Source organism: Halomonas dongshanensis (genome assembly GCF_024790395.1).
GTDB classification, from domain to species: domain Bacteria; phylum Pseudomonadota; class Gammaproteobacteria; order Pseudomonadales; family Halomonadaceae; genus Vreelandella; species Vreelandella dongshanensis.
The window spans coordinates 84,037-104,758 of the sequence record NZ_JAJISC010000005.1 but is presented as its reverse complement, the minus strand read 5'-3'; the positions used below and the strand labels follow the sequence as shown (position 1 = coordinate 104,758).

The window sequence follows — 20,722 nt, the reverse complement described above, 5'->3', positions numbered from 1 at the left end:
AACGATGCTGGGATATAGAACAGTGCAAAAACCCCGAGCCCTACTGACCACGCAGAAAGAGCTTATCCAACGCTTTCATGCTCATCTGGGTCCAGGTTGGCCGCCCGTGGTTGCACTGGTCACTGCGCTCGGTGCGCTCCATGTCACGCAGCAGCGCGTTCATTTCATCGAGGGTCAAACGCCGGTTGGCACGCACGCTGCCATGGCAGGCCATGGTGGAGAGCAGCGCGTGAATACGCGTCTCGACCTGATAACTGCGCCCAAAGCGCGCAAGCTCCTCAAGTAGCTCGCGCACCAGCGCTTCGGGATCGGCATGGGCGAGAAGCGCGGGCAGTTGACGCACCAGCAGCGTCTCCGGCCCGGCTACGTCGAGCTCGAGCCCAAGCTGGGTGATCGCCTCCTGCTCGCTTTCGACCGTAGCCACCTCGGCCCGGCTAGCTGCCAGCGACACCGGCACCAGCAGCGGCTGGGCCGCCACCCCCGTAGCACCGCTCCACTGCGTTTTCATGCGCTCGTAGACGATACGCTCGTGGGCCGCGTGCATATCCACCAGCACGAGGCCCTCGGCGTTTTGCGCCAAAATGTAGATGCCGTGGAGCTGGCCCAGCGCATAGCCCAGCGGCGGCGCCTGGGTGGCATCCTCGGCGGCCATACGCGGTGCAAAGGCGGCCGGCGCCTCGCTAACGCCGCTTGCAGCGTTTGGTATCGCCGTGGCCGCCACGCCTCCCGCAGATGCCGCGGGCTGTGGCGTTAGCAGCGTGGCCTCGTGATCCGGATGTAGCGCCTGATACCCCTGCATGAAGCGTCGCACGCGCTCGGCGCCGGGGTGCCTGGGGGCGCTATCATGCAGCGCCATGCCCTGCTGCTGCCAGCGTGGCTGCTCGGCGGCCATTGAGGTAGCATCGGGCGCGGCGATATCTCTCCCTTCGCCTGCTCCTGGCTCATCGGCGCTCTCAGACGCCGCATTGGGGCGCGAGGTCGCCAGGCAGTGGTGCAGGCTCGAATAGAGGAAGTCGTGCACGGTGCGGCCGTCGCGAAAGCGCACTTCGTGCTTGGTTGGGTGCACGTTGACGTCGACGACGTCCGGATCGAGGGATAAATAGAGCACGAAAACCGGATGGCGACCGTTATATAGCACGTCCTTATAGGCCTGGCGCACCGCATGAGCTACCAAGCGGTCGCGTACCACGCGGCCGTTGACGAAAAAGTACTGCTGGTCGGCCTGGGCGCGCGAGTGCGTAGGCAGCCCCACCCAGCCGCTCAGGCGCAGCGGCCCCACTTCACGCTCGATATAGCGGGCGTGCTCGATGAAATTTTTGCCCAGAAGCGAGGCAATGCGCCGTTCGCGAGCGCTGGGCGAGTCACCCGGCGGTAGCTGATGAACCACTTTCTGGTTGTGCTTGAGCACCCAGGCGATGTCGTAGCGCGACAGCGCTTGGCGTCGAAAGGTCTCTTCGAGATGGGCGAACTCGGTCTTCTCGGTGCGTAAGAACTTACGCCGCGCCGGGGTATTGAAGAATAAATCGCGCACCGAAACGCTGGTACCACGGGGATGCGGCGCGGGCGATACGCGCGCCTCCATGCCCCGACCTTCGGCAACTACGCGCCAGCCTTCGCGCGGGTCGCTCTCGGCGTTGGAAACGAGCTCGAGACGCGAAACCGAACTGACCGAGGCCAGCGCCTCGCCGCGAAAGCCCAAGGAGCTTACGCCTTCGAGATCCTCGAGCGAGGCGATCTTACTGGTGGCGTGACGCGCCAGCGCTAGCGGCAAGTCCTCCTTGCCGATGCCAATCCCGTCGTCGCGTACCTTGATTAGCCTCGTACCGCCCTGCTCGACCTCCACCTCGATGCGTGCTCCTCCGGCATCGATGGCGTTTTCGATCAGCTCCTTGGCTACCGAGGCCGGGCGCTCGACCACCTCGCCAGCGGCAATCTGGTTGGCTAGGCGCGGGTCGAGTACCTGAATACGGCTCGGCGAAAGAAGGGTCTGGGTCACGCACTCACCTCATGAACTCGGGATCCGCAGCACCTGACCGACGCGAATGACGTCACCACTCAGGTCGTTCGCCTGACGCAAGCGGCCTACCGGCACACCGTGGCGCGCCGCGATGGTCGAGAGCGTATCGCCGGTCTGGATGCGGTATTCGTTGCTGTTGGGACTGCGGTTGTTGTCGCGCTGCCAAGCAAGCAGGCTGGCAGGCGGCGGATGGCGCTGGAAGTGCGAGCGCACCCCACTGAAGATTGCATCGGCCAGCCCCTGCTGATGGGAGGCATCACGCAGGCGGCGCTCCTCGTCGGGGTTGGAGATGAATCCGGTCTCCACCAAGAGCGAAGGAATATCCGGTGATTTCAACACCATGAACCCGGCTTGCTCGACCTGCGACTTGTGCAGACGGTTGATACGCCCGAGCTGATCGAGCACCTGACCGCCGATCGACAGCGAGTCGTTGAGCGTGGCGGTCATGGTCAAATCCAACAGTACACCGCGCAAAACCTGATCCTTGTCGCGCAGCGATAGCGCACCGTCCACCCCGCCGATGAGATCGGCGCGGTTTTCGCTATCGGCAAGCCACTGCGCCGTCTCCGATGTCGCCCCGCGCTGGGAAAGCGCATAGACCGAACTGCCCTGAGGCCGGGGGCTGTTAAAGGCGTCGGCGTGAATCGAGACGAAGAAATCTGCCTTCTGCTCCCGCGCAAGCTCGGTGCGCTGACGCAGGCCGACATAGTAGTCGCCATCGCGAATCATCACCGCGCGGAAGCCTTCGGTGGCATTGACCAACCGCTCCAGGCGCCGCCCGATCTCCAACACCACATCCTTCTCGCGCGTGCCGGTGGGGCCGATGGCACCGGGGTCCTCGCCGCCGTGACCGGGGTCGATGGCAATGATGATGTCGCGACGCGGGTGCGGCTGGGCCTCCTCGACCTCGCTCACCGCGCTCTCGGCGGCGGCTTCGGCGGAGGGATCGCCGGTGGCGCGGGCTTCGGCCACGGCGCGCTGGGCCTGAATCTCCTGCTCGCGAATCATCGCCTCGATGGGATCGATGGGGTTCTCCACCGCGCTCTCACCAGGATACTCCAAGTCTACCACCAAGCGGTGGCCGTACTGATCGTTGGGCGCCAGAGTGAAGTGGCGTGGCTCGACCGCGCGGTCGAGTTCGAGGACCACGCGCAGGCCGCCGCCGTCGCGTACGCCGGTACGCACCGACGTGATGGCGCTGCCTTCGAGCGGCAGCGTACTGGGGTCGGTCTCCATCTCGCTCTCATCGAGATCGATGACCAAGCGCGAGGGGTTATCCAGCGAAAAGACGTTGGCGGTGGTCGCCGCTTCGAGATCGAACACCAGCCGGGCGTGATCGGGCGCAGCCCACAGCCGCATACCCTCGACGTTCGCCGCCTGCGCCGTTGAAGCGACGCTTAAAAGCCCCACCACTCCGGTGCAGAGCACTGCCATGAGCGCTACGCGCAAGCCGCGCACTGATGATCGAACACTGCTTGCGGTGCCTGTCGTCCTGCTGGGGGTCGTCATATCCATCGGCGTATTCATCGAATCGTGATCACCTTTCTTACTCATCCTTGATGTTTTCGGCGCCAAGACGCTCGAGCACTGCCCTGCCCCAGTCGCTTTCAGCGTTTAGCCGCACCTGCCGTCCTGGCAGTACGACCGAGAGCGTCACGCGCACGTCAGGCGGCGGCAGCCAGCCTTCACCACGGCTAGGCCACTCGATCAGGCAAAGAGCGTCGTCGGCAAGAATGTCACGCCCGCCGATGAATTCGAGTTCCTCGGGGTCTGCCAAACGGTAGAGATCGAGATGATAAAGGCGCTGACCGTCGAGCTCGTACGGCTCGACGAGGGTGTAGGTCGGGCTTTTCACGGCCCCCTGGTGCCCATAGGCGCGCAGTATGCCGCGGGTCATGGTGGTCTTGCCCGCGCCCAAATCGCCTTCGAGGTAGACTCGGCCCCGCCCTTGCAGCGCGCGGCCGAGCGCTTCGCCGAACGCGACCTGAGCGATGTCGTTGTCTAGTTGCAGCTGCATGTGGCCTTGCCTTCAGGGGTTGATCAATTCGCGCGCATAGAATGCCAGATCGCTTGCCAACAGACCACGTTCGCCCCGCGCTTTTGCCCCTCGATCGGCGGCCAGCGCATGGGTCAGCGTCCCCAGCCAGGTGGCCTGTTCGATGTCGTGGCGCTGAGCGATCAAGGCACCGAGCATACCGCTAAGCACGTCCCCCATGCCGCCGCTGGCCATGCCAGGATTACCAAAGGGGCAGACCATCAACCCCTGCGGCCCGGCGATCAACGTGCCCGACCCCTTGAGCACGACGATGCCGCCACGCTGCTGCTGTAGCGCGCGCGCCGCCGCCGGGCGATCTGCCTGCACGGCGTGAGTCGAGCAGCCAAGAAGCCTTGCGGCCTCGCCGGGGTGCGGGGTCAGCACCCAGTCGTCGCGGCGCAGGTTAGGCCACCGGCTTGCCAGCAGGTTCAATCCATCGGCATCCACGACCAGCGGCGCTTTGGCGGCGAGAGCACTTTGCATCATCGCCTGCCCCCAGGCGTCCTGGCCGATTCCCGGCCCTACCACCAGAACGTCGGCCTGGGCGATTAGCGCCTCGACATCGGCCGCGCCACGCACGCCCCGGGCCATGGTTTCGGGGCAGCGTACCAGCGCTGGGGCCACATGCTCGGCGGCCGTGGCCAGGCTCACCTTCCCCGCCCCCAGACGCAGCGCCGCCTCGCTGGCTAAAAGCCCGGCACCGCCGAAGCCCGGCGCACCGGCCATCACCAGCACATGCCCCATATCGCCCTTGTGCGCGGTGCGCCGCCGGGGAGGCAGTGCCTCTGGTAGCAGCGCCTCCTCCAAACGCCAGGCACTGGGAATGATATCGGTGTAGCCCAACGCCTTGACGCCGAGCGGGCGAAAATCGATCTCACCGGTGTAGGCCGGTGCCTCGCCGGTGTAAAGCCCCAGCTTGTCGCCAATGAAGGTCACCGTGCAGTCGGCATGGACCGCAAGGCCCAGTACCGCACCGCTGTCGGCGGCGAGCCCCGACGGAATGTCGATAGAGAGCACTGGCTGCGACCCGGCGTTGATGCACTCGATGGCGCCAACATAATCGCCCCGCACCGCGTCGCGAAGCCCGGTACCCAAGAGCGCATCGACGATGACGTCACCTTCGAGCACGCTCTCAGGCATCCATGTCGTGCAGCCCACCCCTGCCGCCGTGGCCAGTTCTGCGGCGCGCGCGGCGTCGCCGGTTAGCGCGTCGAGCGGCTTGAGCGAGATGCGCTGCACCTTCATGCCCGACTGCATCGCCAGCGCCGCAAGGACGTGGCCGTCACCGCCGTTGTTGCCGCTGCCGCAGAGCACGGTCATGCTGCGCGCCTGCGGCCAGTGGGCACGGAAGCTGTGCCAGGCGCTGGACGCGGCGCGCTGCATCAGGGCAAAGCCCTCCATGCCAGCGGCGATGGTGCGCTGGTCCAGCTCGCGAACTTGGGCAGCGGTATAAAGCGGGCGCAGAGCGGCCGAAGTGGGCGTGATCACGTTCTCTCCTCGCGCATTGGCTAAGCGGATTTTTCCAGGCAGACGTTTACTGCTCGTCGGGCAGTTTCAAAAAGGTCTTACGGTAGTGGGCAAGCTCGGCGATCGACTCTTTGATGTCATCCAGCGCAAGATGAACGTTACGTTTGGAGAAGCCCTCAAGCGCCTTGGGATTCCAGCGCTTGGCCAACTCCTTGATGCTCGACACATCGAGGTTGCGATAGTGAAAAAACTCCCATAGAAAAGGCATTTCGCGCTCGAGAAAGCGGCGATCCTGGTGAATGCTGTTGCCACACATGGGCGAGGTGCCGGGCACCACGTAGCGGCTAAGAAAGTCGAGCGTCTCACGCTCGGCCGTTTTGGTATCGGTAGTGCTCGCTTTCACCCGTGCGACCAAGCCCGATTCGCCATGGGTCTTCTGATTCCAGTCATCCATCTGCTCGAGCTGAGCGTCCGGCTGTTTGACCGCAATCACCGGCCCTTGGGCGACGATATTCAAATCGGCATCGGTGATGAGCGTTGCCACTTCGATGATGCGCTCTTTGACCGGGTCCAGGCCGGTCATTTCCAGGTCGATCCAAACCAGCAGGTCGTTTCTGGGTTCGACGTTCTCGCTCATGCGGCCCTCCCAAGGCGTGACGGGTAAAACGGTTTCAAAAAGCGCTGCTAGAAAGCGCGCTTAACGTTAGACGCTAGTTTAAAACGCCTTGGCGCCGCGCGCGAAGTGAAGTTGCGCTTGCGCGGTTAACCGTTAGCCGCGTTTAGCGGGTACAATCGCGCCATTGTACCGATCATCGGGTGGTCATGAGCAAACGTAAACTGAGTCGACAGCAGCGCTGGCGCATCGAAAAGATCCAGGCCGAACGCGCCCAGCGCGCGGAGAAGCGCGACGCCCAGGATACCGAGAAGCTTGCCGCAGGCGAGTACGGCGCCGAGCAGCCCGGCCGGGTGGTCGCTCATTTTGGGCGCACGCTCGAAGTTCGCGACGCCGCCCATCAGGCGGTACGCTGCCATTTGCGCGCCAACCTCGACGGCCTGGTCACCGGCGACCGAGTGATCTGGCGGGCAGGCCAGGAGGGCTCGGGGGTAGTGGTCGCGCGTGAAGAGCGTGACAGCGTACTCACGCGCCCCGACGCCCGTGGCCAGCTCAAGCCGGTGGCCGCCAACATCGACCAGATCCTGATCGTCTTCGCCGTCGAACCGGCGCCTTACGCCAACCTCATCGACCGCTATCTGGTAGCCGCCGAAGCCACCGGCATTACGCCAGTGCTGGTGCTCAACAAGACCGACCTTCTGCCCGAAGACGGCGGTGAGTTAGGCGCGCTGCTGGAGCGCTATCGCGCCATTGGCTACGACGTGGTGCGTACCACCACGGCAAACGAGGCTGGCCTCGTGGCGCTGCGCCAGCAGCTTGCCGGGCGCACCTCGGTCTTCGTGGGTCAAAGTGGGGTGGGCAAGTCGTCGCTGATCGATCTGCTGCTGCCCGATGAGAACCTGCGCATCGGCGCGCTCTCCGAGGATTCGCGCAAGGGCACCCATACCACGACGACGGCACGGCTATACGCCATGCGCCAGCAGGAGGTCGCGGATGGCGAGCTGATCGACTCGCCCGGCATCCGCGAATTCGGCCTTACCCACTTGAGCGAGGCCGAGGTCACCGAGGGCTTCGTCGAATTTCGTCCTTATTTGGGTCGCTGCCGCTTTCGCGACTGCCGCCACCGCGCCGAACCCGGTTGCGCTTTACTCGATGCGGTAGAGGCAGGCAAGATCCATCCAGACCGTTTTGCCAGCTATCGCCGTATTCTGGATAGCCTGGAGAGCTAACCTTCAAGGAGGGCGCCATGCCTACCGCCGCACCCAGTTCGGAAACCAACCAGCTACCGCTGATCGTCGAACCCGACGCGCTGCAGGCGCACTTAGGTGCTCCGGAGCTTTTGATCGTCGACGTGCCGGTCAACCCCGATAGCTACCGCCAGGGCCATGTGCCAGGCGCTATCTTCCTCGACTTTCGCTATCTGTTGGGGGGCACCGCGCCCGTGCCAAACGAGGTACCCAGCGTCGAGGCGCTGTCGCGCCTTTTCAGCGCCCTGGGCCTGACCCGAGACACTCACGTGGTGGCCTACGATGACGAAGGTGGCGGCTGGGCAGCGAGGCTTCTATGGACGCTCGATTTAATCGGCCATACCCGCTACTCCTACCTCAACGGCGGCATTCACGCCTGGCGCGCAGCGGGCCTTGAGGAAAGCACCGAGGTCACGCACCCCACGCCGAGCGACTATCGCGCCGAGATCCTCAATCCGCAGGCGCGCATCACCTGCGACGAGATCAAAGAGCGCCTGGGCGATCGCGACTTTGCCATATGGGATGCCCGCTCGGCGGGCGAGTACCGCGGCGAAAAAGGCAACAACAAGCACCTAGGCCACATTCCCGGCGCGGTGAACATGGACTGGCTCGACGCCATGGATCGCCGCCGCGATCTGCGCATTCGCGACTATGCCGAACTGGTCACCGAGCTCGGTGCACTTGGCATCACGCCGGAAATGGAGGTCGCCACTCACTGCCAGAGCCACCACCGCAGCAGCTTCACCTGGCTCGTGGGCAAGGCCCTGGGCTTCAACATGCGCGGCTATTCGGGCTCGTGGAGTGAGTGGGGAAATCGCGACGATACCCCCATCGAGCGCTAGGGTTTAATGCTTCGCAACGCCGAACATCACTGCTGAAAAGTAACCAACGTGACGCTATCTCAAAAAGCTTTTTCACTGCTGCAGTATCCGCTGCCGCACCACGCGCTCTCGCGGCTGACCGGCTTTGCCGCGCGCAGCGAAGTACCGTGGCTCAAAAATGCCCTGATCAAGGCGTTCATCAAGCGCTTTAACGTCGACATGAGCCAAGCCCAGGAGCCTGATCCTACGGCGTACCCGTGTTTCAACGCCTTCTTTACTCGCGCCCTCACCGCCGATGCGCGGCCGCTTGGCGAGGGGCTGCTCTGTCCCGCGGACGGCACGCTATCGCAGCATGGACGGCTGCAGGCGGGCGAGCTTGTTCAGGCTAAAGGCCACCGCTACTCGGCCAATGCGCTGCTAGGCGGCGACGCGGCCCTGGCCGACGAGTTTCGCGACGGCAGCTTCGCTACGGTCTACTTGTCGCCGCGCGACTACCACCGCGTGCACATGCCCCTCGACGGTACCCTGCGCGAGATGATTTACGTGCCTGGGCGCATCTTTTCAGTCAACCAGGCCACCGCCAACTACGTGCCGGGATTATTTGCCCGCAACGAGCGTTTGGTGTGCATCTTCGATACGCCGCAAGGGGCGATGGCGATGGTGCTGGTCGGGGCGATGATCGTTGCCGCCATCGAGACGGTATGGTCAGGCCAGGTAACGCCGCTGGCGCATACGCCCCAGCGTACCCGCTTCCCCACCGCCGTTACGCTTGCGCGCGGTGCCGAAATGGGCCGCTTCAAGCTCGGCTCCACCGTGGTGATGTGTTTTGCCAACCCGGTCGAGTTCGCCGAACTCGCGCCAGGCAGCACGGTGCGCATGGGCCAGAGCCTGGGCCGATACGCCGGAGAAGCCGCGCAGCTACCGCTTGCCTAACGGTTTGATTGCTAACGACCTACTTGCATAACCACCTGCTGGGCGCTGGCGCACGTTTAGACGTGATGGCTTGACGCCTAGGTCTTGGCCACCACGCCATCGAGAAAGATCGCGACACAGCGTCGCGCCCGTGCGTTGCAGCGGGCGTCGTCAATGGCTTGCGCGCGCCCGAGCAGGGCGTTGATGTGCCACTCGCCCAGCAGCATGCCCATGAAGATACCCGCCGCCTCGCGCGGGTTCTCAAGCGCGAGCCCTCCGCTTTTAACTTGATCTTCGAGATAACCCGCCAGCGCTTGGCGAGCGTGGTCGGGCCCGCGGGAGAGAAAGAGTTCTCCCAACGCGGGCGCGCGTTCGGCTTCGAAGGCCAAGCCCCGCACCAAACGAATCACGCCAGGGTCGAAGACCAAGCGCAACATTCGTCGCCCGAGCTCAAAGAGCACGTACTCGGGCGCCTGACGCAAAAGCCTGCCCTCCTCGATCACTGCCCACGCCGTACCGATATGATGCTGCATCGCAGCCGTGAACAACCCCTCCTTGTTACCGAACTGCTTGTAGAGTGTGGCCAGCGAGCCACCGGCCCGCGCGACCACTTCGTTGACGCTCGCCCCGGCGTAGCCCTGTTCGAGAAAGACATCGCGGGCAGCGTCGAGCAGGCGCTCGCGACGTATTCGCCCGCGCGGGGTTAGCGCTGCTTCATGGGACATGCGTTCTCCTCGTATACCGGCAGGCACTTGGCATCACGTAAGCGCATCGGCTTACGTAGCGGTAATGAACTGTATGGCTAGAAATGTAGTGTAGCATTCATTACACTTGCGCTATTCTTTTAGCAAGCTAACAAGTGATACGACCTAGCGGCCTCCCGTTAGGCGCGGAGGCCCCCGATGTCTGCCAATCCATCCCACGACGCCAAGCCCGCTCAAACGCCGGATGCTGCGCCACCCAAACGGCGCAGCCCAGTACGCCGTATCATCTTTCTGCTCGCCGCTGCAGCAGCCTTGGGGCTACTTGCCGTATGGGCGTTCAATTGGTGGCAGGTGGGTCGCTTCATGGCTTCGACCGATAACGCCTACGTGCGCACCGACAGCGTGGCCGTTCGCGCCGAGCTCTCCGCCCGCGTCGTCGAAGTCGCCGTCGACGATAACCAGTGGGTACGCCGCGGCGATGTGCTGCTGCGTCTCGACGATGCCAGCTATCGCGATCAGGTCACCCAGGCCGAGGCTCAGCAAGCCGTGGCCGCAGCGGCCATCGTTCAGGCGCGCCGTCAGGTAGCGCTGCAAGAGGCCGCCATCGACCAAGCCATGACCCAGGTCGATGCTGCCCAAGCCGATTTGGATCGTGCGCGCCAGCATCTCGACCGTTCGTCGTCGCTGGCGGCCAATAACTACGGCTCGCAGCAGCAGCGCGAAGATGATCAAAGCGCGCTGCGCGTCGCCCAGGCCAACCTTGCCAATAGCGAAGCGGCGGTGGTATCGGCACAGCGTCAGTTGGCCGTGGCAGAGAGCGACGTGACCCGCGCCGAAGCCAATCTGGACGCCGCCAACGCCAATCGCGACTACGCCCTTCACCAGCTCGACAAGACCCTTATTACTGCCCCGCGCGATGGAGTGATTGGTAATCTACGCGTCGAAGTGGGTACGCTGGCTCAGCCGTCGCTGACGCTGCTGCAGCTGGTGCCCATCGACTCGGCCTATGTGGCCGCCAACTACAAGGAGACCCAGCTCGAGCGTATTCGCATCGGCCAGCCGGTGACGGTACATCTCGATGCCTATCCGCATACGCCCTTCGATGGCGTCGTGGATAGCGTCTCCCCCGCGACCGGCACCGAATTCAGCCTACTGCCGCAAGACAACGCCACTGGCAACTTCAACAAGATCGTCCAGCGCGTGCCGGTCAAGATTCGTATCACCGGGCCTGTCGAGTCCCTTGGCCTACTGCGCGCGGGACTCTCGGCGGTTCCCGAGATCGACACCCGCGAGCTAGCGCCCACGGATGCGCCACGAACGGATGCGCCTAGCCCCGCTGAAGGTCACGTTCAAAGCGCCACTCGCACACAGCCGCCGCACTCATGAGCCAGGCAGCCGCAAGTCCTGCCTTGGGCGTCAGTGACATGCCACCCTGGCCGCAGCGCATCGGGTTCATTGCGGCGGTCTTTGGCATGTTCATGGCGATTCTGGACATCCAGATCGTAGCGAGTTCACTCAACGAGATTCAGTCGGGCCTCTCCGCCAGCGAAGACCAAATCTCCTGGGTACAAACCTCCTACCTGATCGCGGAGATCGTGATGATTCCGCTTTCGGGCATGCTCATGCGCATCTTTTCGACCCGCGTGGCCTTCACCCTTTCCTGCGCCGGATTCACGCTGGCGAGTCTTGGCTGCGCGCTGGCAACGTCCATCGAGCAACTCATCGTGCTACGCGCCATCCAGGGCTTTATGGGCGGCGCCATGATTCCGATCACCCAGGCGGTCAGCTTTTCGATCTTCCCCCGCCGGGTGATGGGCAGCGTGCAGGCCGTGATCGGCATGGTGGTGACCATGGCGCCTTCGGTCGGCCCCACCGTGGGCGGCTACATCACCGAAACTCTGAGCTGGCACTGGCTGTTTCTGGCCAACGTGATCCCCGGCGTCTTGGTGTGTTGGGCGGCGTGGACCTTCCTCAACATCGACAAGCCCAACCACGCGCTGGCGCGCAGGCTGGATTTGGTCGGCCTGGCATTGATGGCGCTCTTTTTGGGTTCGCTCGAGTTCGTGCTCGAAGAGGGGCCGGGGGATGACTGGTTCGCCAGCCATCATATCGTGGCCTTCAGCCTACTTTGCGTTGTTGCGGGGGTGTGTTTTTTCATCCGCACGCTGCGTAACCCCCACCCTATCGTCGATCTGCGCGCCTTCGCCAACCGCAACTTCGCCATCGGCGCGGGCATGGGCTTCATCATCGGTATAGCGCTTTACGGGCTGGTCTACATCATGCCGCTCTTTTTTGGCTACGTGCGTGGCTATTCGAGCCTGCAGATTGGGCAGGTGATGTTCGTCACTGGGGCAACGATGTTCTGCTGTGCGCCGATCGTGGGTCAGGCCTCCAACCGCGTCGATCTGCGCGCTCTGCTCTTTTTTGGCCTCCTGCTCGTCGGTATCGGCACCATGATGAACGCCAACCTCACCGTGGAGTCAGGCTTTTGGCAATTCTGCCTACCCCAGATCGTGCGCGGCATGGGCATGATCATGTGCATCATCCCCGCCTCGCGCATCGCCTTGGGCACTCTGCCGAATAGCGAAGTGGGCAACGCCAGCGGGCTGTTCAACGTCATGCGTAACCTGGGCGGCGCGTTGGGCTTGGCGCTGCTCGATACCGTGCGCGACAGCCGCGAGGACTTCCACTGGAACCAGCTTATTCCGGCTATCGACAGCGGCCGTGACGTGGTGGTCGCCGAGATCGCCCAGTACGAGGCGATGCTCAGCGGCTCGGTTCCTGACGCCTACCACGCCGCCGTTGGGCTTCTGACTCAGCGAATCTCCCAACAGGCCCAGGTACTCGCCTTCAACGACATCTTCACCTGGCTGGGGCTGATCTACGTGGTAAGCGTACCGCTGGTCTTCCTGCTCAAGCGTATCCGCGCCTGAGCCTTGGTGCAGGCATCAGCAATGGGGTGTGGCGAAGGCCAATACCTCTTCCAGCCGCGCCTTGCCCAGCGCGAGCTGGATCAAACGATCCATCCCCAGCGCCACTCCCGCGCCTTCCGGCATGCCGTGCTCTAGCGCGGCAATCAGTGCTTGATCGGCATCCACTTCGCTCAGCCCCAGGCGGCGCCGCTCCTCATTGTCCTCGTCGAAGCGCTCGCGCTGTTCGCGGGCATCAGTCAACTCGTGGTAGCCGTTGGCGAGTTCGATGCCGTCCACGTAGAGCTCAAAGCGTGAAGCCACCCAATCGCCCTCGCCATCCAGGTGGCGGCGCGCCAGGGCTGCCTGGCGGGCGGGATAGTCGACCACCACGGAGAGCTCGCCTTGGCCAAGCTGCGGCTCGATGACCAGGCTCATGAGTAAATCGAGACAGGTCTCGCGACTCTCGACCTCAAGGGTACTAAGGGGCATCTGACCACGCTCGGCGGCCAGGGCGCGCAGCCCATCGAGCGAGGCATTAAAGGGGTCGATGTGCAAATGGGTATGGAACAGCTCGCGGTAGCGATGGCGCACCACCGGCCCCGGCGCGCGAGGAAGCAACGCAGTCACCAGCTGAGTGGTTTCCTCGATCAGCGCGTCTAAGTCAAAGCCAGGGCGATACCATTCGAGCATGGTGAATTCGATGTTATGACGTGCGCCCACTTCACCGTCGCGAAAGCTGCGCGCCAGCTGAAAGATTGGCCCTGAGCCTGCCGCCAACAGCCGCTTCATGTGAAATTCTGGCGAGGTTTGCAGCCATAATCGGCGCTGCCCCCGTTCGGTGCGCGCCTGGGTCGATAGCGACACCAGGTGAACGTCGGTGCTGCCGCCACGGCCGAGGACCGGCGTTTCCACCTCCAGCACGTCCCGCGCATGAAAGAAGGCGCGTGCCTTGGCGAGCAGACGCGCGCGCTGGCGCAGCGTCTCGATGCTGGCCGTTGGCTGCCAATTGGTCGTCATACGTGATCCCTTGAATACCTACGTTTTTATCCCATGCAAAAAGCCACGCGGAGCAAGCGTGGCTTTTTATACATCTTATACGTTTTATACGTCGTTTAGATCGACGCGCACTAGCACGCGCTATGGCGTTTAACAGCGGCGCGTTTGAGTGCGCGAAACGGCGCCTTAGGCGCGCGAAACGTATTCGCCGCTGCGGGTATCGATCTTCAACACTTCACCCTGGTTGATGAACAAAGGTACGCGTACCACCGCACCAGAGGAGAGCGTTGCAGGCTTGGAGCCGCCCTGAGCGGTGTCACCCTTGAGGCCCGGGTCGGTCTCGACCACTTCGAGCTCGATGAAGTTCGGCGCCGATACGGAGATGGCGTTGTCGTTCCACAGCGTGACGGTGTAGGGCACCTGCTCTTTTAGCCACTTCTCGGTGTCGCCGAGAGCCTTTTTCTCCACCGCGTACTGCTCGAAGGAGCCATCGGTCTTCATGAAGTGCCACATTTCGCCGTCGGTGTAGAGGTACTCCATCTCCAAATCCATGACGTCAGCGCCTTCAAGCGACTCACCAGACTTGAAGGTACGCTCCCAGACGCGGCCGGTCATCAGGTTACGCAGTTTAACGCGGTTGAACGCCTGACCCTTGCCGGGTTTGACGTACTCGTTTTCGACGATGGCACAAGGGTCGCCATCGAGCATTACCTTTAAACCGCCCTTGAATTCGTTGGTAGAATAGTTAGCCATGTTGCCTCTCTCATGATGCGTTTTACAAAGCGTGCGCTTCGCCTACCGCTGGGTGCGGCGAATGATAACCCGAAGGAGCACTTTTTTGCAGGAGAACATGATGGACACCGTCGAGCAACCAACGCCCCTGCGCTGGGCCGCGCCCGACGTCGCTTGGCAGCGCCAGCTCTCTCAGGCAATCCGTGATCCTGATACCCTAATCAAGCGCCTGGGGCTACCCGCCCAGGCGCTACGCGGCGCGCGCGACGGTCATGCGCTGTTTAGCATCTGCGTGCCGGAAGCCTACCTTGCGCGCATGGCCCCAGGCGAGCCCAACGACCCGCTTTTGCGCCAAGTGCTGCCGCAGGGTGCCGAAACCGACGTCACCCCGGGCTACGTCAACGACCCCTTGGAGGAGGCCGAGCATCGCCCGGCACCAGGGCTGATTCATAAATACGCCGGACGCGTACTGCTCATCGCAAGCCCCAACTGCGCCATCAACTGCCGCTACTGCTTTCGCCGCCACTTCCCCTATGGCGATAACTCACCCTCGCGCGCCCAGTGGCAGCAGGCACTCGATTACCTGCGCAATGACACAAGCCTGATTGAAGCAATCCTCTCTGGTGGCGACCCGCTGGCCGCCAATGATCGTCAGCTCGCTTGGCTCGTCGAGCAGCTTGGCGCCATTCCACACCTCAAGCGCCTGCGCATCCACACCCGCTTGCCGGTGGTGATCCCCGACCGCATCGATGCCAATCTGCTCGCCTGGCTTGGCGCAACGCGGTTGCAGAAGGTGATGGTGCTTCACATCAACCACGCCAACGAAATCGACGACGCCGTCATTAACGCCTGCGCGCGGCTCAAACAAGCCGGCGTGACGCTACTCAACCAGAGCGTGCTGCTGCGCGACGTGAACGACGACGCCGCAACGCTTGCCACCCTCTCCGAGCGGCTCTTCGAGGCGGGCGTGCTGCCCTACTACCTCCACGTGCTCGACCCGGTCCAGGGGGCTGCCCACTTCGACGTTCCCGATAGTGAAGCACGCACGCTGATCGCCACGCTGCGCCAACACCTACCCGGCTTTTTGATGCCCCGACTGGTCAGAGAGATCCCGGGCGAAGCGAGCAAGACGCCGCTGTGAAGTAAGGCGATACAGGCGCTTGACCGGCAGTAGCCGTAGTAATAGCCATAACAACGGTGTCACGACCCAGCGCCAGATAAACCGCACGGCGACCAACAGCGGCAGCAGAACGATCAGCCAGACGGCGAACTGCCCCACCCACGTGGGCAGCCCAAGCCACTTGGCCACGTTGACGCCCAAGGCGCTGATCAACGATGGATGACGAACGATGACGTAAGCGGTGGCGGTGAGAGCGGCGAACTTGGCGGCACGCGGGAGTGTTGCAAACCGCGTACCTGCGGCCAGCAGGCCTTGGCGCACCCCGGTGCGTGCGCCTTGGGCTTCGACGCTGCCCACTCGTGCCCCACGCGCCAGCCGTCCGGCGCGCAGCACCTTGACGCTACTGGCTACGAGCAGCAAATCGACCCCAGCCCAGCCGACATCCGCCGCTCCAATGGCCTCATCGCGGCGCCACTGACTCTCGAGGTTGCGCACGCCGCTAGTAAAGAAGTCGCCCACGCCCGCCACCACACGCTCGCTCTGCAGCCAGTGGATATCGCCGTCGGCATCGCGCACGAACTGATGGAGCAGCGCATGCCCCTCCTCAGCAACCAGCGCAATGCCCATGAGCCCGCGCTGATCCGGCCCCCAGGCGCTGATATCGCTATTTTGTCCCTCGTCGCCTTCGTGGCTTTCGGCTGGGGTATCGCGCCACCAGCGGCTGGCCTCTTGGTAGCGCTCGCTCAGCCAATGCCGGGCGCGCAGCGTCGCCACATCGTGTGCGCGGTAGTAGGCAATGGGCAGCATGACGTCGGGGCCGAACCGGGCCAAAATCTCCTGAAACTCGGGCAGGTAGCCGTAGGCGAGTAGCACCTCGCGTGCAGCCTCGCCATAGCGCGAGAGCGCTAAGTGCGCACTCATCCACAGCGCAGGCTCATCGGCGTAATGCAGAAAGAGCCCGTTGATAGCCACGCTCTCGCTATGCAGCGACGCCTCGATGGCGGGCAGCACGCGCTGGCCTTCCAAGCGCACCACACGCGTCTCGAACGCCTCACTCGACGCCAGCGCCGCTAAAGTGCCCGCCATCGCCACGGCGAGCACCACGATGATTTGACCTAGTCGCATATAAGTTCTCAAGCGGATAAAGGTGGACATTCACACTAAGGTAACCACGGGCTTGCAGCGGGCAGATTCTCGGCGAAGTAGAGCTCCATCGCGATAGCGCTGCTCTCGTAACGCTCATCGCTTGCCAGCTGCAGTGCCTGAGCATAAATGGCGCTAGGGCTTTGCGTAATCACCAAATCCATTATCCCTTCGATGAGCATGGTACGCGTATCGGGCGTCAACCCATGACCAATGAAACAGATGTCGTCGCTGCGCTTTAACTCGCGTAGCGCGCGGCCAATGCCATCCGATGATCCACCAACGTTATAGATACCCACCAGATCGTCGTGCTGTTCGAGCAGCCGACAGGTATTGACGTAGTTTTCATCGCGATTGTCGTGCCCTTCTTGAGGGCCAATGACCGTTAGGTGAGGAAAGCTCTCTTCGATCAAGGCCAAAAACCCCATCTCTCTTTCCATATGGGCGCGGTAAGCGCGACTAGCGGCCACCAGTGCAAGCTTGCCTCTAGGGGCGCGGTAAGCGCGACTAGCGGCCACCAGTGCAAGCTTGCCTCTAGGGGCGCGGCAAAAACGCCCCATCACTTTGGCTGCCGTTCGTCCTGCAGCAAAGTTATCGATACCGATATAGGCGTGCCGATTCGATGTCGGAAGATCGGAGATCACGGTGATCACCCGTTTTCCAGCATGGACCAGCTCATCGATGACCTGACGCACTTTGGGGTGTTCGATCGCCATGAAGACGATGACATCCGACGTTTTTCCATAGCGTCGCAGTGCGCGCACGAGCGCATCGGGGTTAAAGCTTTCAATGAAGTGGCTACGCACTTTGATGGGCTCTACCGACTGCTCGGCTAACGCCCTGACATAGACATTGAGTCCCGTCAGATAGGGATTCGTCCCTTGGGGAAGTAAAAAAACCACTTTGGAAAAGGCCGGGCCCAGGCGTCTATTCACTTCTGATTCGTCTAAATAGCCTATCTGAAGGGCCGCCTGTAGTACCCGATGCAGCGTGACCCTGCGCACGCCAGCTCGCCTATTCAAGACGCGATCGACGGTCGCCGTGGAGACGCCTGCAGCAGAGGCAATATCAGGAATCAATGGGCGCTTTACATCAAAAACCATCACGAATTCCTCATTGCTGAAAAGAGTGCTTCTGCCCTAGCCTTTCTACTCGTGGCAACGCTGCTAGTGGCTAAAGCCGCCTGCTGCAAAACAATAAAAAACAATCAACGTCAGGAGCACAACAATGCTAGTTAAACTAGTCCGCAATAGCCATCTCGCCTTAGTGGCGACTACCTTCGCCCTATGCGTAGGCCAAGCCACCGCTCAAGAAGTCACGCTTCGCTATGGGCATATGCACACACCAAACTCGATTGCCGGTATGCAGGCCGAATGGCTAGCTGAGGCCATCGAAGAGAAAACCAATGGCGCCGTGGCCGTTGAGATCTATCCCAACTCCCAATTAGGTCGTCTACAAGAACTCGCCGAGGCCGTATCGACAGGTTCCGTCGCCCTTTCGCACAATACGGCAGGCGCCATCGGCTCGCTCTATGCCCCCTTCGCCGCTTTCGATACGCCTTATCTCTATCGCGATGTCGACCATCTCATGGCCGTCATGGATGTCGACTCTCCCGTCATGGCGCCTCTGAACGAGGAGCTGGCCGCTGCCTCTGGCGTGCGGCTGCTTTATGCCTTCTATTTCGGCACCCGGCACCTGACGGCCAATCAGGCAATCCATTCGCCCGATGATCTCTCAGGCGTCAAGATCCGCTCGATCCCCTTCCCCATCTATATGGCGACGGTAGAGGGCATGGGCGCCATTCCGGTTCCCGTCGATTGGTCCGAAGTGCCAACGGCGCTGGCAACTGGCGTGGTCGAAGGCCAGGAGAATCCCGTCAACGTCGTGGTCAGCGCCAAACTTAGCGACGTGCAGAGCCACTTGATGCTGACGGGCCACATCAGTGCTGCTCAGGTCATCGTCATCAATGACGATACATGGCAGTCCTTGTCGCCTGAGAATCAAGCAGCGATTGCGGAGGCGGCCTTGGAAGTTCGTCAGCGTGCAACCGACGCCATGCTGGAGGCCGAAGCGAGCGATTTGGCTCAGCTAGCAGAGGCAGGCATGCAGATCGTTGGGCCGGAAGAGGGATTGGACGTCGAGGCTTTTCGCACCCGGGTACAAGCGCGCATCCAAGAAGAGTTCGATGATCAATACGGTGAGCTCTACCAACTGATCGCAGAAACAGATTAAGCCATGTCTGCTCAACACTTCTCGCTAGGTCGGCGGCTAGGTCAGCTGACGGAGCTTTGTGTCGGTGTGGCGATGTGCTTACTGATCGCCATTACCGTCCTGGTCGTTGCCCAAGTAGTCGCCCGCAACCTCTTTAGCATCGGTCTGCCCTGGGCAGACGAGGCGTCGCGCTTCACGGGTATCGCCATGGTGTATCTCGCAACGCCCTACCTGCTCTTTCATGGCCAGCACGTCGCGGTCACGATGTTAAGTGACGCCATGACGGGTATGAAACGAAGTTGCTGCCTCGTTCTCGCTGAACTGGCAACGCTTGGGTTTTGCGCGCTGACGCTTTACGGCTTTTATCGCTTCCTACTGCGGGCAGGGCGCTTTGCCTCGCCTGCTCTGGGGCTTCCCAACCTGTGGATCTACATGCCAGCACTCGTAAGCATTGCCTTGCTCGCGCTGGTATCGCTTTATCGACTAGGACGACTGGCACAGCGGAGGGCCTTGGCATGACCCTGACGCTACTGTTGATCTTTGCTGCAGGCTTACTATTAGGCGCGCCCGTCGCGGTCAGTCTTGGCCTATCAGCAGGGGCGGTGATATTTCTCTATGACCTGCCCTTCACGGTCATGGCACAGCGCGCCATCAACACGCTCGATAGTACGCCGCTGCTAGCGGTACCGCTGTTCATTTTGGCAGCGTCGTTACTCGGGGCTACCGGCGTCACCACGCATCTATTCGAGCTGATGCGAATGGTCGTTGGCCGTATCCGCGGCGGTATGGCGCATGTGAATGTGCTCACCAGCCTGATTTTTTCGGGTATGTCCGGCGCCGCCCTGGCGGATATAGGGGCGTTGGGCGGCATTCAAATTCGTCAAATGGCGCAGCAGGGGTATACCCAGCGGTTTGCGGCGGGCCTCACCATTGCCGCGGCGACCATAGGGCCGATTTTTCCACCCTCGATCCCGTTGATCATCTTTGCCACGGCAGCTGAAGTCTCCACCATTCGTGCGCTGCTGGCAGGTGTCGTTCCTGCCATCGTGATCGCTGTGGCGTTGATGGTTCAAATCGCCGTCATGGCCAAGTACTACCAACTACCCCGCGACGACGTACAGCCCAGTGCACGCGCGCTGGGTCGAAAGACGCTGATCTCGTTGCCTGCGCTACTTGCCCCGGTGCTTCTGGTCGGCGGCATGGTCAGCGGCTATTTCGGGCCGACGGAAGCAGCAGGCATGACCACAGCCTATGCCGTTCTCATTGGTATCGTCATCTATCGCTCATTGACGCTGAGAGCGTTTTTGAGCTGTACCCGCGAGACCGTACTGTCGACGGCCAACGTACTGTTCGTGGTCGCCTCGGCTGCGTTATTTGCTTGGGTGCTCACCATGGACAGGATTCCTGCGCACGCTGGCGAGTGGCTTCTCGGCATCTCGGATAACCCTCTCGTCCTTCTGCTGCTGTTGAATCTGCTCCTTTTGGTCGTCGGCATGTTCTTGGAGGCGATCGTCGCCATCCTGATCATCGCGCCCATCGTGACGCCAGCACTACTGCAAGCGGGCGTTCCTCCCGAACAGCTGGGCGTGGTGTTCGTACTCAACTTGATGCTCGGGCTTTTGACACCGCCGGTCGGCATGAGTCTCTACATGGTATCGATCATCACCAAAATGCCGCTCTCTTCGATCATTCGCGGCGTCGCACCTTTCTACCTCTCACTCTTTGCAGCCTTGGCACTGGTAACGCTGGTACCGGCCTTATCCACTTGGCTGCCAAACCTCGTCATGTAGGA

At 62.2% G+C, this 20,722-nt stretch carries 19 protein-coding genes; 9 read left to right on the top strand and 10 right to left on the bottom strand.

Annotated elements, in window-relative coordinates:
• Nucleotides 1–40 precede the first annotated feature (40 nt).
• From mutL to orn, 5 genes are all read right to left on the bottom strand, one after another.
• Nucleotides 41–1,996 (bottom strand): DNA mismatch repair endonuclease MutL, encoded by a 1,956-nt coding sequence (gene mutL / locus LLY24_RS11655; protein WP_259036470.1) that lies wholly within the window; start codon nucleotides 1,994–1,996, stop codon nucleotides 41–43.
• A 9-nt stretch (nucleotides 1,997–2,005) separates the two neighbouring features.
• Nucleotides 2,006–3,451 carry an N-acetylmuramoyl-L-alanine amidase gene (locus tag LLY24_RS11650; RefSeq protein WP_259036722.1) on the bottom strand — a complete coding sequence of 482 codons (1,446 nt, stop codon included), beginning with the start codon at nucleotides 3,449–3,451 and terminating at the stop codon, nucleotides 2,006–2,008.
• Nucleotides 3,452–3,563: 112 nt separating this feature from the next.
• Nucleotides 3,564–4,034: a tRNA (adenosine(37)-N6)-threonylcarbamoyltransferase complex ATPase subunit type 1 TsaE gene (gene tsaE, locus LLY24_RS11645; RefSeq protein ID WP_259036469.1), complete on the bottom strand. Its 471-nt coding sequence runs from the start codon at nucleotides 4,032–4,034 to the stop codon at nucleotides 3,564–3,566.
• Nucleotides 4,035–4,046: 12 nt separating this feature from the next.
• The gene (locus tag LLY24_RS11640; RefSeq protein WP_259036468.1) at nucleotides 4,047–5,540 is read right to left on the bottom strand and encodes an NAD(P)H-hydrate dehydratase; all 1,494 of its coding nucleotides are present in this window, start codon (nucleotides 5,538–5,540) and stop codon (nucleotides 4,047–4,049) included.
• A 46-nt stretch (nucleotides 5,541–5,586) separates the two neighbouring features.
• Entirely contained in the window at nucleotides 5,587–6,156 is a 570-nt protein-coding gene (gene orn, locus LLY24_RS11635; protein ID WP_259036467.1) for an oligoribonuclease, read from the bottom strand.
• A gap of 185 nt (nucleotides 6,157–6,341) precedes the next feature.
• Here orn and rsgA point away from each other — a divergent pair, with 185 nt between their 5' ends.
• From rsgA to asd, 3 genes are read left to right on the top strand one after another with little or no spacing between them, the layout of a single operon-like run.
• Nucleotides 6,342–7,361, top strand: a complete 1,020-nt coding sequence (gene rsgA / locus LLY24_RS11630; RefSeq protein WP_259036466.1) for a small ribosomal subunit biogenesis GTPase RsgA — start codon at nucleotides 6,342–6,344, stop codon at nucleotides 7,359–7,361.
• Nucleotides 7,362–7,378: 17 nt separating this feature from the next.
• Nucleotides 7,379–8,221 (top strand): sulfurtransferase, encoded by an 843-nt coding sequence (locus LLY24_RS11625; RefSeq protein ID WP_259036465.1) that lies wholly within the window; start codon nucleotides 7,379–7,381, stop codon nucleotides 8,219–8,221.
• A gap of 48 nt (nucleotides 8,222–8,269) precedes the next feature.
• On the top strand, nucleotides 8,270–9,133 hold the full coding sequence (gene asd, locus LLY24_RS11620) for an archaetidylserine decarboxylase (RefSeq protein ID WP_259036464.1): 864 nt from the start codon (nucleotides 8,270–8,272) through the stop codon (nucleotides 9,131–9,133).
• Nucleotides 9,134–9,210: 77 nt separating this feature from the next.
• On the opposite strand, the gene LLY24_RS11615 is transcribed toward asd, so the two are convergent.
• Nucleotides 9,211–9,837 (bottom strand): TetR/AcrR family transcriptional regulator, encoded by a 627-nt coding sequence (locus LLY24_RS11615; RefSeq protein WP_259036463.1) that lies wholly within the window; start codon nucleotides 9,835–9,837, stop codon nucleotides 9,211–9,213.
• A 177-nt stretch (nucleotides 9,838–10,014) separates the two neighbouring features.
• Between LLY24_RS11615 and LLY24_RS11610 the strand changes: the two genes are divergently transcribed.
• Together LLY24_RS11610 and LLY24_RS11605 are read left to right on the top strand one after the other, a co-directional pair.
• Nucleotides 10,015–11,202 (top strand): HlyD family secretion protein, encoded by a 1,188-nt coding sequence (locus LLY24_RS11610; RefSeq protein ID WP_259036462.1) that lies wholly within the window; start codon nucleotides 10,015–10,017, stop codon nucleotides 11,200–11,202.
• Between the two features lie 38 nt (nucleotides 11,203–11,240).
• The gene (locus tag LLY24_RS11605; RefSeq protein ID WP_259036461.1) at nucleotides 11,241–12,749 is read left to right on the top strand and encodes a DHA2 family efflux MFS transporter permease subunit; all 1,509 of its coding nucleotides are present in this window, start codon (nucleotides 11,241–11,243) and stop codon (nucleotides 12,747–12,749) included.
• Between the two features lie 15 nt (nucleotides 12,750–12,764).
• Here LLY24_RS11605 and epmA read toward each other — a convergent pair whose 3' ends face one another.
• Together epmA and efp are read right to left on the bottom strand one after the other, a co-directional pair.
• On the bottom strand, nucleotides 12,765–13,745 hold the full coding sequence (epmA, locus tag LLY24_RS11600) for an EF-P lysine aminoacylase EpmA (RefSeq protein WP_259036460.1): 981 nt from the start codon (nucleotides 13,743–13,745) through the stop codon (nucleotides 12,765–12,767).
• 165 nt (nucleotides 13,746–13,910) lie between these two features.
• The gene (efp, locus tag LLY24_RS11595) at nucleotides 13,911–14,477 is read right to left on the bottom strand and encodes an elongation factor P (protein ID WP_259036459.1); all 567 of its coding nucleotides are present in this window, start codon (nucleotides 14,475–14,477) and stop codon (nucleotides 13,911–13,913) included.
• A 100-nt stretch (nucleotides 14,478–14,577) separates the two neighbouring features.
• On the opposite strand from efp, the gene epmB reads away from it, so the two are divergent.
• Complete coding sequence (gene epmB, locus LLY24_RS11590; RefSeq protein ID WP_259036721.1) at nucleotides 14,578–15,597, top strand: EF-P beta-lysylation protein EpmB; 1,020 nt, start codon at nucleotides 14,578–14,580, stop codon at nucleotides 15,595–15,597.
• Here epmB and LLY24_RS11585 read toward each other — a convergent pair.
• On the bottom strand, nucleotides 15,529–16,701 hold the full coding sequence (locus LLY24_RS11585; protein WP_259036458.1) for a hypothetical protein: 1,173 nt from the start codon (nucleotides 16,699–16,701) through the stop codon (nucleotides 15,529–15,531). The two genes, epmB and LLY24_RS11585, sit on opposite strands and share 69 nt — an antisense overlap.
• A gap of 35 nt (nucleotides 16,702–16,736) precedes the next feature.
• On the bottom strand, nucleotides 16,737–17,822 hold the full coding sequence (locus LLY24_RS11580; RefSeq protein WP_259036457.1) for a LacI family DNA-binding transcriptional regulator: 1,086 nt from the start codon (nucleotides 17,820–17,822) through the stop codon (nucleotides 16,737–16,739).
• A 124-nt stretch (nucleotides 17,823–17,946) separates the two neighbouring features.
• Between LLY24_RS11580 and LLY24_RS11575 the strand changes: the two genes are divergently transcribed.
• The 3 genes from LLY24_RS11575 to LLY24_RS11565 are packed head-to-tail and all read left to right on the top strand — an operon-like array spanning nucleotide 17,947 to nucleotide 20,720.
• Nucleotides 17,947–18,951: a TRAP transporter substrate-binding protein gene (locus LLY24_RS11575; RefSeq protein WP_259036456.1), complete on the top strand. Its 1,005-nt coding sequence runs from the start codon at nucleotides 17,947–17,949 to the stop codon at nucleotides 18,949–18,951.
• 3 nt (nucleotides 18,952–18,954) lie between these two features.
• Complete coding sequence (locus tag LLY24_RS11570) at nucleotides 18,955–19,449, top strand: TRAP transporter small permease (RefSeq protein ID WP_259036455.1); 495 nt, start codon at nucleotides 18,955–18,957, stop codon at nucleotides 19,447–19,449.
• On the top strand, nucleotides 19,446–20,720 hold the full coding sequence (locus LLY24_RS11565; protein ID WP_259036454.1) for a TRAP transporter large permease: 1,275 nt from the start codon (nucleotides 19,446–19,448) through the stop codon (nucleotides 20,718–20,720). The genes LLY24_RS11570 and LLY24_RS11565 overlap by 4 nt, the downstream gene beginning before the upstream one ends.
• The last annotated feature ends 2 nt before the right edge of the window (nucleotides 20,721–20,722 follow it).